This is a genomic window from Rothia nasimurium (assembly GCF_042660305.1).
Lineage (GTDB): Bacteria > Actinomycetota > Actinomycetes > Actinomycetales > Micrococcaceae > Rothia > Rothia nasimurium.
This window is the reverse complement of the sequence record NZ_JBHSTW010000025.1, coordinates 84,781-101,810: the sequence shown is the minus strand read 5'-3', so window position 1 is coordinate 101,810 and position 17,030 is coordinate 84,781. Positions and strand designations below refer to the sequence as shown.

General features: G+C 61.8%; 18 protein-coding genes. 9 read left to right on the top strand and 9 right to left on the bottom strand.

All coding sequences use genetic code 11. The features are described from left to right. The first annotated feature begins 1 nt into the window (after position 1). The 6 genes from ACFP6B_RS10485 (at position 2) to ACFP6B_RS10460 (ending at position 4,549) form a co-directional block, all read left to right on the top strand. Positions 2–463: a MaoC family dehydratase gene (locus ACFP6B_RS10485; RefSeq protein ID WP_377129795.1), complete on the top strand. Its 462-nt coding sequence runs from the start codon at positions 2–4 to the stop codon at positions 461–463. A gap of 146 nt (positions 464–609) precedes the next feature. After that, positions 610–1,839, top strand: a complete 1,230-nt coding sequence (locus ACFP6B_RS10480; protein ID WP_377129793.1) for an MFS transporter — start codon at positions 610–612, stop codon at positions 1,837–1,839. Between the two features lie 101 nt (positions 1,840–1,940). Continuing rightward, complete coding sequence (locus tag ACFP6B_RS10475; RefSeq protein ID WP_377129791.1) at positions 1,941–3,032, top strand: UDP-N-acetylmuramate dehydrogenase; 1,092 nt, start codon at positions 1,941–1,943, stop codon at positions 3,030–3,032. Positions 3,033–3,044: 12 nt separating this feature from the next. Beyond that, the gene (locus ACFP6B_RS10470) at positions 3,045–3,446 is read left to right on the top strand and encodes a PGPGW domain-containing protein (RefSeq protein ID WP_237222551.1); all 402 of its coding nucleotides are present in this window, start codon (positions 3,045–3,047) and stop codon (positions 3,444–3,446) included. Between the two features lie 36 nt (positions 3,447–3,482). Next, positions 3,483–3,992, top strand: coding sequence for a helix-turn-helix domain-containing protein (locus ACFP6B_RS10465; protein ID WP_237222552.1), 510 nt, complete (start codon positions 3,483–3,485; stop codon positions 3,990–3,992). Further along, positions 3,992–4,549, top strand: a complete 558-nt coding sequence (locus ACFP6B_RS10460) for a PIN domain-containing protein (RefSeq protein WP_272878566.1) — start codon at positions 3,992–3,994, stop codon at positions 4,547–4,549. Before ACFP6B_RS10465 ends, ACFP6B_RS10460 begins: the two co-directional genes overlap by 1 nt. On the opposite strand, the gene ACFP6B_RS10455 is transcribed toward ACFP6B_RS10460, so the two are convergent. The 8 genes from ACFP6B_RS10455 to ACFP6B_RS10420 all read right to left on the bottom strand — a co-directional run bounded on the left by ACFP6B_RS10455 (position 4,546) and on the right by ACFP6B_RS10420 (position 12,675). Beyond that, a complete protein-coding gene (locus tag ACFP6B_RS10455; RefSeq protein ID WP_237184926.1) occupies positions 4,546–4,971 on the bottom strand; it encodes a GntR family transcriptional regulator in 426 nt (141 codons plus the stop codon). The genes ACFP6B_RS10460 and ACFP6B_RS10455 overlap by 4 nt on opposite strands. A 9-nt stretch (positions 4,972–4,980) precedes the next feature. Then, positions 4,981–6,120, bottom strand: coding sequence for an aspartate-semialdehyde dehydrogenase (gene asd / locus ACFP6B_RS10450; RefSeq protein WP_377129788.1), 1,140 nt, complete (start codon positions 6,118–6,120; stop codon positions 4,981–4,983). Next, positions 6,117–6,746 carry a dihydrofolate reductase gene (locus tag ACFP6B_RS10445; RefSeq protein ID WP_377129786.1) on the bottom strand — a complete coding sequence of 210 codons (630 nt, stop codon included), beginning with the start codon at positions 6,744–6,746 and terminating at the stop codon, positions 6,117–6,119. The genes asd and ACFP6B_RS10445 overlap by 4 nt, the downstream gene beginning before the upstream one ends. Before the next feature lie 15 nt (positions 6,747–6,761). After that, positions 6,762–7,583 (bottom strand): thymidylate synthase, encoded by an 822-nt coding sequence (locus ACFP6B_RS10440; RefSeq protein ID WP_237241559.1) that lies wholly within the window; start codon positions 7,581–7,583, stop codon positions 6,762–6,764. 7 nt (positions 7,584–7,590) lie between these two features. Further along, positions 7,591–8,622, bottom strand: coding sequence for an NUDIX hydrolase (locus ACFP6B_RS10435; protein ID WP_377129783.1), 1,032 nt, complete (start codon positions 8,620–8,622; stop codon positions 7,591–7,593). Between the two features lie 95 nt (positions 8,623–8,717). Further along, positions 8,718–10,946 carry an RNA degradosome polyphosphate kinase gene (locus ACFP6B_RS10430; RefSeq protein WP_377129781.1) on the bottom strand — a complete coding sequence of 743 codons (2,229 nt, stop codon included), beginning with the start codon at positions 10,944–10,946 and terminating at the stop codon, positions 8,718–8,720. 35 nt (positions 10,947–10,981) lie between these two features. Then, a complete protein-coding gene (gene mshD, locus ACFP6B_RS10425) occupies positions 10,982–11,953 on the bottom strand; it encodes a mycothiol synthase (RefSeq protein WP_377129779.1) in 972 nt (323 codons plus the stop codon). 35 nt (positions 11,954–11,988) lie between these two features. Then, entirely contained in the window at positions 11,989–12,675 is a 687-nt protein-coding gene (locus ACFP6B_RS10420; RefSeq protein ID WP_377129819.1) for a response regulator transcription factor, read from the bottom strand. A gap of 149 nt (positions 12,676–12,824) precedes the next feature. On the opposite strand from ACFP6B_RS10420, the gene ACFP6B_RS10415 reads away from it, so the two are divergent. The 3 genes from ACFP6B_RS10415 to ygfZ all read left to right on the top strand — a co-directional run bounded on the left by ACFP6B_RS10415 (position 12,825) and on the right by ygfZ (position 15,744). Continuing rightward, entirely contained in the window at positions 12,825–13,577 is a 753-nt protein-coding gene (locus tag ACFP6B_RS10415) for a hypothetical protein (protein ID WP_377129777.1), read from the top strand. Between the two features lie 359 nt (positions 13,578–13,936). Further along, on the top strand, positions 13,937–14,602 hold the full coding sequence (locus tag ACFP6B_RS10410; RefSeq protein ID WP_377129775.1) for an FABP family protein: 666 nt from the start codon (positions 13,937–13,939) through the stop codon (positions 14,600–14,602). After that, positions 14,602–15,744: a CAF17-like 4Fe-4S cluster assembly/insertion protein YgfZ gene (gene ygfZ, locus ACFP6B_RS10405; RefSeq protein WP_377129773.1), complete on the top strand. Its 1,143-nt coding sequence runs from the start codon at positions 14,602–14,604 to the stop codon at positions 15,742–15,744. Before ACFP6B_RS10410 ends, ygfZ begins: the two co-directional genes overlap by 1 nt. 122 nt (positions 15,745–15,866) lie before the next feature. Here ygfZ and ACFP6B_RS10400 read toward each other — a convergent pair whose 3' ends face one another. Beyond that, entirely contained in the window at positions 15,867–16,898 is a 1,032-nt protein-coding gene (locus ACFP6B_RS10400) for a 6-phosphofructokinase (RefSeq protein WP_377129771.1), read from the bottom strand. Positions 16,899–17,030 lie beyond the last annotated feature (132 nt).

Here is a 17,030-nt window from a genome sequence, read left to right as displayed (position 1 = left end):
CATGGCTATCTCTTTTGACTCCCTTGAAAAGGGTACCGAGATTGGTACCCGTCAGATCTCTGTCACCCGCGCTGACCTGGTGGTCTACGCGGGCGCGTCCGGCGACTTCAACCCCATCCACTGGAATGAGCGCTTCGCAACCGCTGTGGGCCTGCCCGGCGTCATCGCCCACGGCATGTTCACCATGGGTGCTGCCGTGCAGCTGGTGACCGACTGGGTAGGCGACGCCGGTGCGATTGTGGACTACCAGACCCGCTTCTCCAAGCCGGTTCCGGTACCCGATGCTGATGACGCGGCCTCCCCGGCTACCGGCGGCAACGTCATCTCGGTTGCCGGTAAGGTTGGCGCCCTGGATGCGGATGCCCGCACCGCCCGCATCGACCTGACCGTCACCGCCCCCGACACCGAGGGCAAAGAGCAGAAGGCGCTGATGAAGGCCCAGGCACTCGTGAAGCTTGCCTAGTATAGCCCCCACCTTGCGCACTAAAGGCGCCCGTTCAGAGATTGAGCGGGCGCCTTGTTGTGCACGACCACTAGAATAGACAGCAGGACACAAACACACTGACGCGCCCTCTTAGCTTTACTACGAGAGAATCGACCTTACCCACCATGGCACATAACCCCCGCACCCAGCTTTCCGACCGGCAGATTAAGACCTGGTACAGGGCTGTGCTGGGTCTTTTCTTTGCCAGCGGTTTAGTGGTTTCTGCCCTGCTGACCCGCCTGCCCGATGTGGCTAACGGGCTGGGGCTGAGCTCCGGTCCCATGGGCTTGCTGCTGCTGGGTATGACCATTGGCTCCTTCTGCGCCGTGAGCTTCTCAGGTGCCCTCGTCGCCCGCCACGGCGCTATCCGCTGTATCGCGGCAGCCTACACCACCACCGTCACCGGCATGCTCCTAATCGGCCTGGGCGTGCACCTCGCCAGCGTGCCCGTGACCCTGCTCGGCCTCATGCTTCAGGGCCTGGGTAGCGCTGTCTCCAACGTGGCCTCCAACGTGCAGGGCGTAGCCAACGAGCGGGCACTGGGGCGCTACGTTACCCCCATCATGCACGGCTTCTTCTCCATCGGCACCGTAGCAGGTGCCGCTATCGGCACACTCGACACCCGCCTGGGCGTGCCCTTCGCCGTCCACATGGCCTATTTCGCGTTAGCGGTTGCTGCCCTCGTCCTCATCTCCCTCAAGTTCTGCCACAGCGAAAACTACGGCCAGGACGACACCCAGGCCATCGCCGCCGTCGGCTCCTACCGGGTGCGCGACGCCTGGCGCGACAAACACACCATCCTCATCGGCCTCTTCGTACTGGGCATGGCGCTGGCCGAAGGCTCCGCCAACGACTGGGTTGCGCTCGCCCTCACCCACGACTACGGCACCAGCAACACCATCGGGTCGCTGGGCTACTTCACCTTTGTGGTGGCCATGATGGTGGGGCGTTTTGGCGGCACCGCCCTGCTCAACCGCTTTGGCCGGGTGCCGGTGCTCCGCACCACCTGCTCGCTCGCCATTATCGGCCTGGCCCTCTTCATCTTCGCCCCTACCGTACCCCTGGGCTTTGTCGGCCTGCTGGTCTGGGGCCTGGGCGCCTCCCTCGGCTTCCCGACCGGCATGTCAGCTGCCTCGGACGACCCGCTCAAGGCCGCCGTCCGCGTCTCCGTTGTCTCAACCATCGGCTATGCGGCCTTCCTGGGCGGCCCGCCCCTGCTGGGCCTGTTGGGGGAGCACTTTGGAATCCGCAACGGCCTGCTAGCCGTGCTGGTTTTTGCGGTTGTGTCCCTACTGCTCACCAGCCAGCTGGAACCCAAGAAGCCTGGCAGCACCGTCCACACCGAAAAGCTCTAGGGGCGTTAGCCGCCAGGACGCCCGCGCCCAGCTCCCAGCTCCCAGCGCCCGGTGAGCACGCTCGCAGGCGGCGCCCCGGCAGAGCCGGTAGAATGGGCACCGTGACTGACAAGCTTTTAAGTGAACTGACCACTGCCGCTGTGGGTGGCCCCGCCCGTCTCTTCGTTGAGGCCACCAGCGAGCAGGAGATTATTGATGCCGTAACCGCCGCCGACCGTGCAGGAGAAGACCTGCTGGTGGTGGGCGGGGGCTCTAACCTGCTGGTAGCCGATGAGGGCTTTAACGGGGCAGTGGTGCACATCGCTTCAACCGGTATTGAAACCGTGAGCGACTACGCCTGCGGCGGCACCACCCTGCGCGTGCAGGCAGGCCACACCTGGGACGACCTGGTAGCCTACGCCGTAGAGAACGAGCTCTCCGGTATTGAGGCCCTCTCAGGTATTCCCGGCACCGTGGGCGCCACCCCCGTGCAGAACGTGGGGGCCTACGGCTCTGAGGTCGCCCACACCATCGCCTCGGTTCGCACCTGGGACCGTGAAACCGGCGGCTACAAGACCTTCGCTAACGCCGACTTGAAGTTCGCCTACCGCGACTCGATTCTCAAACAGTCCACCGTCAACGGGTCTCCCCGCTACGTGGTGCTGACCGTAGACTTCCAGCTGCCGCACGGCTCCCAGTCCGCCCCCGTCCGTTACGCTGAGCTGGCCCGCCAGCTGGGTGTTGAGGTGGGGGAGCGCGCCGACTCTCGCCTGGTGCGCGAAACCGTGCTGCGCCTGCGTGCCGGCAAGGGCATGGTGCTGGACGCCGCCGACCGCGACACCTACTCCACTGGCTCCTTCTTCACCAACCCCATCGTGGGGCAGGACGTCGCAGCCCAGCTCCCCGAGGACGCCCCCCGCTACCCGGCAACCCCCCCCGCCGGTGAACCCCTGGACGGCATGGTCAAGCTCTCTGCTGCCTGGCTGATCCAGCACGCCGGGTTCGATAAGGGCTTCGGCCTTGAGGGCGAGGCGGCGGAGCTTGCCGGTGGCAGAGCGTCACTCTCCACCAAGCACACCCTGGCTATCACCAACCGCGGTGGTGCCTCGACCGCCGATATCGCGGCCATCGCCCGCGCTGTGCGAGCCGGGGTTGAGGAAAGCTTCGGGGTACGCCTGGTTCCTGAGCCTGTGGTCGTTGGGTTTACTCTCTAACGCAGGGGCGCCATGAGCCTAGAGAAAGAAATCGAGAGCGGGCAGGGCGGACGCCTACACCGGCGTATGGAGCGCTTTCGCGCCTTTATGGGGCGGCACGCCGCCCTGCTTCTGCTCTACCGCCTGCTCATTATCGGGCTAGGTTTTTTGTGCATCGTCGCCGGTATTATCATGCTGGTGACGCCCGGCCCCGGCTGGCTTTTCATCTTCATGGGCATGAGCCTGTGGGGCACCGAATTCCACTGGGCCCACCGCCTGAACGTGTGGGCGAAAGCTAAGGTGCTGAATATCTGGCGGCAGTTAGAGGCTAAGCGGCATCGGGCCCACCGTCGTCGCACCGCCGCCCGCTGGGCCAGCCGTAGCAACCGCAGCCACTACTGCCCAACGGGCTGCCACTACAGGCAAACACTATAACATTTCGAATATTTCGAATAGTGCTATAGTGGTGGCATGACCGTCACTCAGAATAATCAGCGTTCTATTCTTGAACCCTCCACCTTTCATGAAGCAGACTTAGAACTACTTTTTTCTTTTTTGCACAGCGCTTCTAGTGAGGATGAGGGGGCTCAGCCTGCGCTGCTATCGCCAGACGGTAAAAAACAGGTCATTCCCTTCCTCTTATATGACACACTAACAACCATCGTTGATGCCTTAGCCCATAACAAGGCTGTTTCGATTACGCCTACCGATACCAAGCTCACCACTCAGCAAGCTGCTGATTATCTCCAAATATCTCGTCCAACACTCGTAAAAATTCTCGAATCTGGTGATATTCCCTTTACTACTGTTGGCCGCCATCGCCGTGTGCTTCTCGCAGACTTGATTCAGTATGAAGAGAAAGAGCGAAGAGAGCGTAAAGCTTTCCTCCAAGAACAAACGCAAGAATCATCAGCAGACGGTAGCTACTTTGACCTACCTCCAAGCTTTGCGCAGACTCGCATTCCGTCAGGAAAATCTTAATGTCTGGGCTATCTGCTGTTCTCGATGCATGTGTACTGCTACCGATGCCAACGTGCGACTTACTTCTGCGCCTAGCAGATGCAAAAGAGTACAGGCCCCTCTGGTCGCATGGGATTCTAGAGGAAGTAGAACGCAACTTGCAGACAGCGTTCATGCGAACGCCTGGGCAGGCTGAGAAGCGCGTGAGAAATATGCAGAAATACTTCCCAGATGCAGAAGTTTGTGAGTATGAATCGCTGATACATCAGATGGGTAACGACCCTAAAGATCGCCATGTTTTAGCAGCAGCAGTTCGAGCTCGTGCTGACTTTATCGTTACTTTTAATCTGAAAGACTTCCCTGAAGAGACTTTAGCTCCATTTGATGTGAGGGCCGTTCATCCAGATGATTTTCTCTGCGACCGGTTTGCACTGAACCCGCAGAGAATCAAACAAATTGCTGAAGACATTGTGCGAGACATGAAGAACCCAGAGGTAACTCACACGGAGTATCTGGTGGGATTGAGAAAAATTGGGCTGGTGAGGTTTGCAGAGACTCTTGAGTCTAATGGGTTCTAGCTTTCGAACCCCAGCATATGATCCAGAGTCTCGTGGATCTGCTGGTCTTCGAAGCCCAGTTTGCGCATGGCTGTAATGTACTTTTCGGTTAGGGTCTGCGCCTTGTGCGCGGTTGAGTCGAGGGCAGTAATAAAGGACCCTGCCCGGCCGTGCGTTTCAATGGCACCGGCAGCTTCCAGCTCCTTGTAGGCCTTAGCCACCGTGTTTACTGCCAGTCCTGTTTCGGCAGCCAGCGCCCGCATTGGCGGTAGCCGGTCACCGGCCGCCAGAGCACCGGAAGCCCGCGCCGCAATAATAGCCCGCCGTAGCTGGGAGTAGGGCGGGACGTCCGAGCCCTTATCAACCCTAAAATTTAAAGCACGAATGCCCCCGCACAGCTCCTCGTGGGAGTCGTGAATCGGGGGCATCTCGTTCTTGGTCATAGCACCAGTCTAAAGGGTGCCGGTCGCAATCTTCAGCATGCGACGCACAGGTTCTGCGGCACCCCAGAGCAGCTGGTCACCCACGGTGAAAGCAGAGATGTACTGGGGGCCCATGTTCAGCTTGCGGATACGGCCCACAGGGATATCCAGGGTGCCGGACGCCGCAACGGGAGTCAGACCCTCGACAGTGGCGTCCTTGGTGTTGGGGATAACCTTTGACCACTCGTTATCTTCATCGATGATCTTTTCGATTTCCTCAACGGTCAGGTCTTCCTTGAGTTTCAGGGTCAGAGCCTGGGAGTGGGAGCGCATGGTTGCAATACGCACGCACAGTCCGTCCAGGACCACGCGGTCATCACCTTCAAGACCCAGAATCTTGTTGGACTCAGCCTCAGCCTTCCACTCTTCGCGAGACTGGCCGTTGCCCAGGTCAGAGTCAATCCAGGGAATCAGCGAACCTGCCAGGGGCACGCCAAACTGGGTGGTGTCGAGCTCACCGGAACGCTGCAGCTCCAGCACCTTACGGTCAATCTCAAGGATGGCGGACGCGGGATCGTCTAGCTCGCTTGATACGTGACCGTTGATATCGCCAAACTGCTTGAGCACTTCGCGCATGTGGCGGGCACCGCCACCGGAGGCAGCCTGGTAGGTCATGGAGGTACCCCACTCCACCAGGCCCTGCTTCCACAGGCCACCGAGACCCATGAGCAGGCAGGAGACGGTGCAGTTACCGCCGATGAAGTCCTTGACGCCGGACTCCAGGCCGCGGTCGATGACGTCGCGGTTGATGGGGTCAAGCACGATGACGGCATCATCGTTCATGCGCAGGGTTGAGGCTGCGTCAATCCAGATACCGCTCCAGCCGCGCTCGCGCAACTGGGTGTGTACTGCCTTGGTGTAGTCGCCGCCCTGGGCGGTCACGATGACGGGCAGCTTGGCGAGCTCGTCAATGTCGTGGGCGTCCTTGAGGGTGGACTCTTCGAGGGCACCGCCGAAGGTGGGGGCAGCAGAGCCAGCCTGGGAGGTAGAGAAGAAGACCGGCTTGATGCCTTCGAAGTCACCTTCTTCGAGCATGCGCTTCATGAGCACGGAGCCAACCATGCCACGATAACCAACAAAGCCTACGGAATCACCAGATGTAAAAGTCATGGTTTCAGTCTAGCTTTTACCGGCCCCCGGCGCAGGGTCTGGAACCGCATGGTGAGAGGGAGCTTCTCACCGGTGGCAGTCAGCGCATAGCCCCTCTCTGAGCGGACGGGCGCGCCCTCGGCCACCAGCGTCCAGTCAGTTCCCAGCTCGGGGGCGTAGGTGTCCCCGGGAATCTCAGCCTCAAAGAGCGTGCGTTCCACCCGGGCAACCTGCCCACCTGCCACAGCAGGTAAGTCGGTGCGGCCCAGAGCCTCAGCGTAGAGAGAGCCGCCGCCAATCACCCAGTAGGTGGCGGCGTCCGGAGCTAAACTCTGCGCTGCCTCCAAAGCCGCATTGAGGGAAGGAACCCAAACGGCCCCGTCCTTTTCTTCAGGCTGCGATACAGAACGCGTAATCACAAGGTTGAGACGGCCGGGCAGGGGACGGAAGCGGGGCGGGAAGGACTCCCAGGTCACCCGACCCATCATGACCGGGGCTCCTAGTGTGGCAGCCTTGAAGTGGGCTAAATCTTCGGGGGCGTACCAGGGCATATCGCCGTCGCGGCCAATCACCCCGTTACTTGCCTGAGCCCAGATGGCTGCTAGCTCCGGCAGAGACCCTGTGCCCTTTAGCTGTACACCGTTCACGCTTACCACTCAGCTCTAGACCGCAATAGGTGCTTTAATCAGGGGGTGATGGCGGTAGTCCACCAGCTCAAAGTCCTCAAACTCGTAGTCGAAAATTGAGGGCTTCTTATTCTTGATACGCAGGCGGGGGTAGGGGTAGGGCTGGCGAGAAAGCTGCTCGGTTACCTGCTCATAGTGGTTGGAATAGATATGGCAATCCCCACCGGTCCAGACGAACTCGCCGGGCACCATGCCTACTTCCTCAGCAATCAGCTGGGTGAGCAGGGCATAGGAAGCAATATTGAAGGGCACACCTAAGAACATGTCAGCTGAACGCTGGTAAAGCTGGCAGGAGAGCTCTTTCTGGCCGTCCTGACGGGTCTTCACATAGAACTGGAAGAGGGCATGGCAGGGAGGTAACGCCATGTCGTCAACCTCCGCCGGGTTCCAGGCAGAGACAATATGACGGCGGGAATCGGGGTTGTTCTTGAGGGAATCAAGCACCTTGGCGATCTGGTCGATAGCCTGCCCATCACCTGCTGGCCAGGAGCGCCACTGCACCCCGTAGACCGGGCCGAGTTCGCCGTCCTCGTCCGCCCACTCATCCCAGATCGTTACGCCGCGCTCCTGCAACCAGCGCACGTTGGACTCCCCGCGCAAAAACCACAGCAGCTCAACCACAATCGACTTGAAGTGCACCTTCTTGGTGGTAATCAGCGGGAAGCTCTCAGATAGGTCAAAGCGCATCTGACGGCCAAAGACGCTCTTAGTGCCGGTGCCGGTGCGGTCAGCCTTCTCATCGCCGGTGGCCATGATCTCGCGCAAGAGGTCTTCGTAGGGGGTAGGAATAACAGTCATATCTTCTTTAATCGTCAAAAGGCTTAATTTGTTCCAGCGACACCACGGTCTTGGGATGGGCCACAGAAACCTGCAAGACCCACATCTCACCGGGCTTCAGGTAAGGGTCCTCGGTGGGTAGGTGACCCCGTAGCTGCTTATTGAGGTGCTCACCCAGAACCTCAAGCACGGTAGGTAGTACGGGGCGGTGGGTGCAGAGCATGACCGACTTATCCCGCTTCTCAAAGAGGGACTCGACCACCTTACGGGCGTGCTTTGGCGCCCGGGCATGGTGGGCTTCGGTCAGGGCCCGCTTCTCCTTGATGGAAATACCAGAGGCCTTGGAGTAGGGGTAGACGGTCTGCATGCAGCGCACCCAGGGGGAGGAAATGATGCGTTCGGGCTGCCAGGCCTCCAGTAGGCGTCCTACCGCCAGGGCCTGGCGCTTGCCGGTAGCCGCAAGTGAGCGCTCGCCTTCGGCCCCGGCCCAGCTGGCGCGCGGTTTGGCCTTGGCGTGGCGGACGATAATCACCGGGCGGGTGCGCAGGTTCTGCGCGTGGGCCAGGGCCAGCAGGGCGTCGAGGGGCTCTTTGTCGGTGGCGTTGGTGAGCATGGTGCGGGCCTGTTTGGGGGTGACCCAGCGCAGCTCGTCCACTTCGCCCTCGTCAGCAACGGCTTTTTGCCCGGCGGGTGCTTCGGCTGCCCAGTAGTAGACCTCCTTGGGCTTGCCCTTGACCTCGTAGGCGGTCACCGCCAGAGGGGCGCCGAGGGTGACGTTGAGCCCGACCTCTTCACGGATTTCCCGGATGGCGGTTTCGGGCAGGGTTTCGCCGGGGTCCTGCTTGCCCTTGGGCCAGGACCAGTCATCGTAGCGGGGGCGGTGGATGATGAGGACCTGCACCTGGTCGTGGTGCCAGCGCCAGATGATGGCGCCTGCTGCGTTGACAGCTGCCCGGTTGTGGGGGCCCCGGCTGAGCGAGAGCGCTCCGTCGTGGGTGTGGGCGGCGTAGAAGGTCTCGGTGTGCGGCATGTGGGAAGCTCCGTGGGGGTGGGCGGGCATTGAGAATGTCCTTGAGTTAACCGAATGTTAACCCAAGGACATTCTATGCCCCTTAGCTGTGAGCGGTGGGCAAGGCGCGGACGTCTGCGCCCGGCTTAGGCTCGCTTGTTGCGTTTCTGGTCGCGGCTAGCCAGGTAGTAGGCCTGCACATCGCGCAGGGGTGAGCCGTCGGCTGCCAGGTGGTGGCGTTCCCAGGTGCCGTCGGCTGCCAGGTGCCAGTTGCTGGTTTTCTCTGAGAGGTAGTTGTCGAACATATCGAGCAGGTACTTGATATGGGCTTCTGCCTTCACATGCACCAGGGCTTCAACACGGCGGTCGAGGTTGCGGTGCATCATGTCTGCTGAACCGATGTAGACCTTGGGGGTCCCGGCGTTCTCGAAGGTGAAGACGCGGGAGTGCTCAAGGAAGCGGCCCAGGACTGAGCGCACCTTGATGTTCTCGGAGAGACCGGGGACGCCGGGGCGCAGGGCACAGATACCGCGAACGACCACGTTGACCTCAACCCCTGCCTGGGAGGCGCGGTAGAGGGAGTCGATGATGGCCTCATCGACCATGGAGTTGCACTTGATCTGAATCTTGGCGGCGTGGCCCGCGCGCTTGTGCTCGATTTCCTTGTTGATGTTGTCAATCAGGCCCGAACGCAGGGAGCGGGGGGCAACCAGTAGCTGCTTGTAGGTGGTCTTCGGGGCGTAGCCGGAGAGCTGGTTGAAGAGGCGGGAGACGTCCTCACCGATTTGCGGGTCGCAGGTGATGAGACCGAGATCCTCGTAGAAGCGGGCGGTGGAGGGGTGGTAGTTGCCGGTGCCGATGTGGCAGTAGCGGCGCAGCCCGTCCGCCTCTTTACGCACAACCAGGGAGAGCTTGCAGTGGGTCTTGAGGCCCACGATGCCGTAGACCACGTGCACGCCCGCGCGTTCGAGCTTGCGGGCCCAGTTGATGTTGGCCTCTTCGTCGAAGCGGGCCTTAATCTCAACCAGGGCCAGCACCTGCTTGCCGGCTTCGGCTGCCTCAATGAGGGCGTCCACGATGGGGGAGTCGCCGGAGGTACGGTAGAGGGTCTGCTTAATGGCGAGGACGGCCGGGTCGGCCGCTGCCTGCTCTAGGAAGGCCTGCACGCTGGTGGCAAAGGAGTCGTAGGGGTGGTGCAGCAGGACGTCGTGGTCGCGGGTTGCGGTAAAGACGTCGGCTGCCTTGGAGGTTTCGTTGGCGTTGAGCCAGCGGGAGGTGTGGGCGATGTGCTTGGGGTAGTGCAGGGCCGGGCGGTTGGTCTTGGCGATATCGGACAGGCCGCGCAGGTCGAGAGGCGCGGGGAGCTTGTAGACCTCGTGCTCGTCGATACGCAGCTCTGAAACGAGCAGGTCAAGGATGGTGGGGTTGATGGTGTCTTCAACCTCCAGACGCACCGGGGGGCCGAAGCGGCGGCGCAGCAGCTCGGTTTCTAGGGCCTTGAGCAGGTTCTCAGCGTCGTCTTCTTCAACTTCAAGATCCTCGTTACGAGTCACGCGGAAGGCGTGGTGCTCCACGACCTCCATACCGGGGAAGAGCATGTCGAGATGCTCGGCGATAATGACCTCAAGGGGGATGAAGCGGACCTCGCCCGAGGAGGACTTGACCGCGCGGGCGCCGTCAACGGCCACCATGCGCTCGATGGCTTCGGGCACCTTGAGGCGGGCGAAGAGCTCCTTGCCGGTCTGGGGGTTGCGGACGATGACGGCCAGGTTGAGTGACAGGCCAGAAATGTAGGGGAAGGGGTGGGCCGGGTCAACAGCCAAGGGAGTGAGTACGGGGAAGAGCTCGGCGCGGAAGAAACGGGAGAGGCGCTCCTGCTCACTGGAGGAGAGGTCTGCCCAACCGACGATACGGATGTTTTCCTTTTCCAGTTCGGGGTAGACCTGCTCGTGGAAGACGCGGTACTGGCGCTCCTGCAGGGCGTGGGCGGCCTCGGAGATTTCTTCCATCTGCTCTTCGGGGGAGAGCCCGGCTGCTGAGGGCACAGCGATGCCGGTGGCGATACGGCGCTTGAGGCCGGCCACGCGCACCATGAAGAACTCGTCCAGATTGCTGGTAACGATGGAGAGGAAGTTCAGGCGCTCTAGCAGGTAAAGGTTGGGGTCTTCGGCCAGTTCGAGCACGCGGGTGTTGAACTCAAGCCAGCTGATTTCGCGGTCAAGGAAGCGGTCGCTGCCGAAGTCGCCTTCGAGGTTGGGCTGCTTAATTTTTTCGCCCACGTCGATGCGGTCTACGCGGGTTTCGGCGCGTTCGAGCTTGTTAATATCGCCGTTGATATGGGGGTGGGCCGGGGTTTCTGCCGGTGTGGTGGTCATGGTGTGCCTTTCAATGCGAGGGGCGGTGGTAAAGATTAGGGGTGGGCAGGTGCGTACTGTCGGTCGATGGTGAGGGGTGTAAAGCCGAGGGAGCGGTAGAGGGCTACAGCGGCGGTGTTGTCGGCATCGACATAGAGGACGATGCGGTCAAGGGGGGTGCCGGACTCGTCGGTAGCATCGTCTAGGTAGGCCATACCGGCTAGGGTCAGGGCCTTACCCAGCCCCTTACCCTGCCAGGTGGGCGCGATGCCTACCGCGTAGACTTCCCCTTCGGGGCCCTCGCCCTGGCCGGTAGGAATCTTGGTCCAATGGAAGCCTGCCAGCTGCCCGTCCTGTTCTACCGCCAGGAAGAACCCTTCTGGGCGGAACCAGTCAGAGTCGGTGCGGGCCGCAAGGTCATCGAGGGTTAGCCGCCCCTGCTCGGGGTGGTGGGCAAAGGCCTGGGCGTTGACCTGCACCCAGGCCTCAGCCAGGTCGGGGGTATAGGCGGTCAGCGCCAGGTCAGCGGGGAGGGGGCGGGCCTGGGCCGCGGCGCGGACGCTCTCCCGCGCCTCATCGGTCAGGGCCAGACCCAGCTTGTAGAGTTCGCGGGTAGAGCGCCAGCCCAGCTTATCGGCAAGGTGGGTTGCCGCCTGCAGGGCAGGGCTAGACGTATCAGAACCACCGTGTACCCAGGCCCGAAGCGGCTCTTCACCGGCAGCCTCAACCGCCGCGCCTATCAGGGCCGAGCCAAGGCCCTGGCCACGGGCCTCGGGGGCAACAGCGGCCTCCAGCACCCAGAGCTCGCCCTCCCTCACCAGGGCGGCGAAACCTAGGGGTGCACCAGCCTGCCGGGCCTCAAAAAGCCGCACACCGGCGTCCGCCCCCGCAGCTGCCTTGCGCAGCTCAACAAAGGTCTGCTCAGAGAAGGGGGAGGTGCCGTCCTGCCGCCGGGCCAGCTCAGCCAACCGCTCAAAATCAGCTAGCACAACACCCGAAACCTTGGGTGAAACAATTTCATAGACCACACGCGCCTCCTACACACATCGCAGCTCCTCTAAGCCTACCTAGAATCCGACCGCGCCGAGTTAAAGCTATATCCCACATTGCGAACCGTCGTAATCAACTGCTCATGGTCAGGGCCCAGCTTCGACCGCAGACGACGAATATGCACATCAACCGTGCGCGTACCACCGTAGTAGTCATAACCCCACACTTCAGAGAGAAGCTGGGCACGCGTAAAAACCCGCCCGGGGTGCTGCACCAAAAACTTCAGCAACTCAAACTCTTTATAGGTCAGGTTCAGGGGCGACCCCTGCAAACGCGCCGAATACGAGGCCTCATCGACCGTGATACCACCGGCCCGAATCACCGTGCTCTCAGGTTCAGCCTCCTCAGCCACATGCGCCGTCAACAACCTCAAACGGGCCTCAAGCTCAGCCGGACCCACCGACTCAAGCACGATATCGTCCACCATCCAGTGCGGCGCCACCGCAGCCATACCGCCCTCGGTAAGCACCATCAACAGCGGCGTAGTAAAACCAGACCCCTTCAACAACTGGGCACAGTTACGGGCCGCAACCAACTGCTCACGGGCATCAACCAAGACCACATCGGGCCCAGCAGCCTGCACCATCGACGGCGCAGCGCCCAGAGGAAGAACCGATATCTGATGAGCCAACAACCCCAGCGACTGAGTGACATCGGCGCCATCAGCCGCAGAATCACTCAATACGACAATATGCAGCACGCTCATACACTCCCTAGAACAGGTCAACTCAAGCACCAGTATAAAACGCAGGCCACAGACGTTGATAAACAGGTTCGTAATACGGGAAGATAAGAAGAAGCCCGGAACCCACACCACCGGCCCACCACACAGCGAGATGAAACCCCAGAGTGACGACTAAAGACCCCACCCACACCCGAGCTATCCGCACCTTCGTCCCCGAGCTCACCAAGCTCCGCCGGGCCAGGCAGAAAACCGTCTACGAAGGGCCCATCGGGCGCATCGGCATAACCCGCCGTTCTCGCTACACACTGGTGGCGCTCTCAGCCCTCGTCACCCTTATAGCCCTGGTCATCACCGCAGCTACCTCACCCGACCTCGCAGCACTCACCGGGCTGGGCGCCGTCCTCCTCATCGCCGGCGGCTGGCCCGCAGCCACCGGCATCGCCGAACTGCGTGGACGCCGCCGCATCACTTCCCACTCCGTCATCGTGCTGATATCGGGCGTAGCCTCCCTGCTCTACTCCTGGCTCAATCCCGGCAATTCCCCCCTGGCCTTCCTGCCCGCTATCGCAGCGGTGGGCGTGGTCGCAAGTTTCATGGCAGAACTAGCCCGCGGTGAAGGTGCTGTGGGGCGCCTGGAATCGGTCATCAGCTGCGTCTCGGGTGTGCTGGCCTCAGTCTCTGTGGCAGGCTGGGTGGGTCTAGCCATCCTGGCCAGGGACGTTGAAACCGCCTACCCCGTCATCACCATCGGCCTGGTCGTCGGCCTGCTGCTGGGACTTATCGGCATCCGGGTTGTCTCAGCAGGCCCCAAGGAAGGGCCCCGCCGCGGCGCCGTCACCCTGGGCGTAACACCCGTAGCATTTATCGGCGTCATCGCCTATGTGTGTGCGACTTTCCTCACTCGCGTGGTAGGGTAGCGGTATGAGTATTCTTGCACTTGAAATTTTCTTCCTCGTCCTTCTGGGCCTGGCAGGTCTGGCTATCTTCACCTGCATCGGTTTCGTACTCACCGGCCTCTTCCGCGGCCAGAAGTAAGCAACCCACAGGCTTATCAGCACCGGCCCCGCGCACTGTTGCGCGAGGGCCGGTTTTCTTTATGTTTCGGGCGCCTAAGGTGAAGGGAGCAGCGGGGGCGCCCCGGCAGACGACTGGCTGGGGCTGGCATGAATCGCGTGCGAGCTTTGCGAGCCTGCGAGAAGGTTAGTCGTCAGAGGGGCGCCCCGCTGCTCATAACTGCCCCTCTCCTCAGACAGGCTTGCCGATTACACTGGTATGTATGGCTATTGAAATTCCCACCAACCTTACCCCCGAACTCGTGCCCTTCTCCTGGCTGCTGGGCACCTGGGAGGGTACCGGCTCCCTCTGGTACGAGGGGGCAGAATCAACTCCCTTCGGGCAGATTATTACCTTCAGCCAGGACGGTCTGCCCTTCATTGAATACCGCGCCGAGAGCTTCCTGCTCGATGACCAGGGGCAGAAGCTGCGCACCATCACTGTTGAGACCGGCTTCTGGCAGATTGACCGCCCTCAGGTGGACGGCGACGTCGGGCCCGGCCTGGTGCCTGCTGATGTGGTTCCCGTGCACCAGGATGCTGAGTCCGTTGAGTCCCTGCGCAACGAGGACGGCGGCTTCAACCTGCTGGCCACCATCGCCCACCCCGGTGGTCTGACCGAAAACTATGTGGGCATGATTAAGGGCCCGGTGGTGCGTATGCAGACCGGCAACATGCTCAAGGACGACATCACCAAGGGCTACGCCGGTTCTGTACGCCTCTGGGGCCTGGTCAACGGCAACCTCATGTGGGACTGGGAAACTGCTAACCCCGAAACCCGCAAGCTTGAGAAGCACGCTTCGGCTGAGCTGCGTAAGACCTCGTCCATGACCGGTGAAGATCTGGGCACCACCATGTTCGGCGGCGAAAACCTTGCAGGTGACCAGTAGTGACTGCCTACCGTAGCCCCCTGCTGTCTCGCCCGGGTGCTTTTGCGGCGTCCGGGGCGGACGCTGGGGTCGCTGCCCACTACGGCGACCCGGTTGCTGAGCAGCGGGCTCTGGCCCGCCGTACCCGGCTTGCCCTGGTTGACCACTCCAACCTGGGCGTGGTGACGGTTGCGGGCGAGGACCGCCTGAGCTGGCTGACCACCCTCTCAAGCCAGGTCCTAGCCGGGCTGGGGGAGGGGGACTCTACCGAGCTTCTTCTGCTGACCCCGCAGGGCCGCATCGAGTTCTCCGCCTTTGCTGTTGAGAAGGACGGCGCGGTCTGGCTGATCACCGAACGAGACCAGGCTGCGCCCCTGGTTGAGTATTTGAACCGCATGAAGTTCATGTTGCGCGTTGAGATTACCGACCGCACTGAAACCCACGCGGTGCTGGGTTCCACCCTTGACCCGCGCGAGGTCGATGGGGCGGACGCCATGTTGGTAGGCGGCATTGTCTGGACTGACCCCTGGAGCGCCGGTATTGCCCCCGGGGGCTACACCTACGCGTCCGCTGGGGAAGACGAGCACCCGGCGTCCGCCTACCGCCGCTACCTGACCATCGTGCCCGCCCACCGCCTGCTCGATGCGGTCGAAGGAGCCCAGCTAGCCGGGGTATGGGCGGCTGAGGCCCTGCGTATTGAGGCCTGGCGGCCGCGCGTGGGCGTGGACTCCGATGAGAAGACCATCCCCCACGAGCTCGACCTGCTCCGTACCGCCGTGCACCTGGAGAAGGGCTGCTACAAGGGCCAGGAGACCGTGGCCCGCGTGCACAACCTGGGGCACCCGCCCCGCCGCCTGACCTTCCTCGACCTGGACGGCTCCGAGCACACCCTGCCCGCTGCCGGTTCTGCCGTGATGAACGGCGAGAAGAAGGTGGGCACCGTGACCTCGGTGGCCCTGCACCACGAGGCTGGGCCTATCGCCCTGGCCGTCCTGAAACGCTCGGTTGACCCCGCCGCCACCCTGCGCGTGGTGGACGGGGGAGATACGGACGCCGACGGCAACCCCGCAACCAGCCAGTACGCCGCCACCCAGACCGTGATTGTTGCTCCGGACGCCGGCCGGGTGGCAGGACGCCGGAACATGGGGGACTTTCTGCGCTAGAGTTCTCTGAGCCCACACCACGGTAGATACGGCACAGACACGGTAAAACAAGTGCCGATAAAAACGACTGCCTCCCCAAGAATCCTTGGGGAGGCAGTCGTTTCTAGTGTGAGGCGTGTGGCCTAGCGGCCGAAGAGAACCTTAGCCTCTTCGTAGCGGTGGACCGGAACGGTCTTCAGGCCGTTAAGGGCCTCAGCGAAGTCAACGCGCTTAATCTCGGTACCCTGCAGGGCAACCATCTTGCCCCACTCCTTGTCGTGAATCATATCGACAACCTGGATGCCCAGGCGGGTTGAGAGCACACGGTCAAAGCCGGTGGGGGCGCCACCGCGCTGAATGTGGCCCAGGGTGGTGTTACGGGTTTCAATGCCGGTGATGCGCTCAATCTCCTGCGCAACCCAGTCGCCGATACCGCCCAGGCGGGGGCGGCCGTCCTTCTCCTGGCCCTTACCAGCCATCACATCGTCGAAGCCCTCGGGGATGAAGCCCTCAGCAACAACAATCAGGGGGGAGCGGCCGCGGTCGTGAACTTCCTTGACCCAGCCAGAAACCTCTTCCAATGAGACCTTGACCTCGGGAATCAGAATAGCGTGAGCGCCACCGGACATACCGGAGTGCAGGGCAATCCAACCAACGTGACGGCCCATGACCTCAGCAACCATGGCACGGTGGTGGGACTCGCCGGTGGTACGCAGACGGTCCAGGGCATCGGTTGCGATAGAAACTGCGGTATCGAAACCGAAGGTGTAGTCGGTTGCCTGTAGGTCGTTATCAATAGTCTTGGGAACACCAACCACGGGCAGGCCCGCGTCAGCCAGGCGCTTAGCACCAGCCAGGGTACCCTCGCCACCGATAGCGACAATAGCGTCGATACCGTTGCGTTCCATCATGATCTCGATGTTCTCGGGGCCACCCTTAGGACCATCGAAGGGGTTAGTGCGGGAAGTACCCAGGATGGTGCCACCGGTACGAGCCAGACCACGAACCTTGGTACGGGGCAAATCCATGAAGTCGCCTTCAACAACACCGCGCCAACCGTCGCGGAAGCCAACGAACTCGTCGCCGTAGGTCTTGACGCCATTGAGCACAGCGCCACGGATAACAGCGTTCAGGCCGGGGCAGTCGCCGCCGGAGGTGAGCAGACCGATCTTCATGGAGAAACTCCTTGTGTTATTCCTGGTGGGGAATGATGGTGGTGACCCTGTTGGGTTTCTGCCCGTTTAGGCAGTCCAAAGTGTGGGTCTTTGTTGGTTTCTATTGTAGTAAAGAGGGGTTGCGTTGGGTAG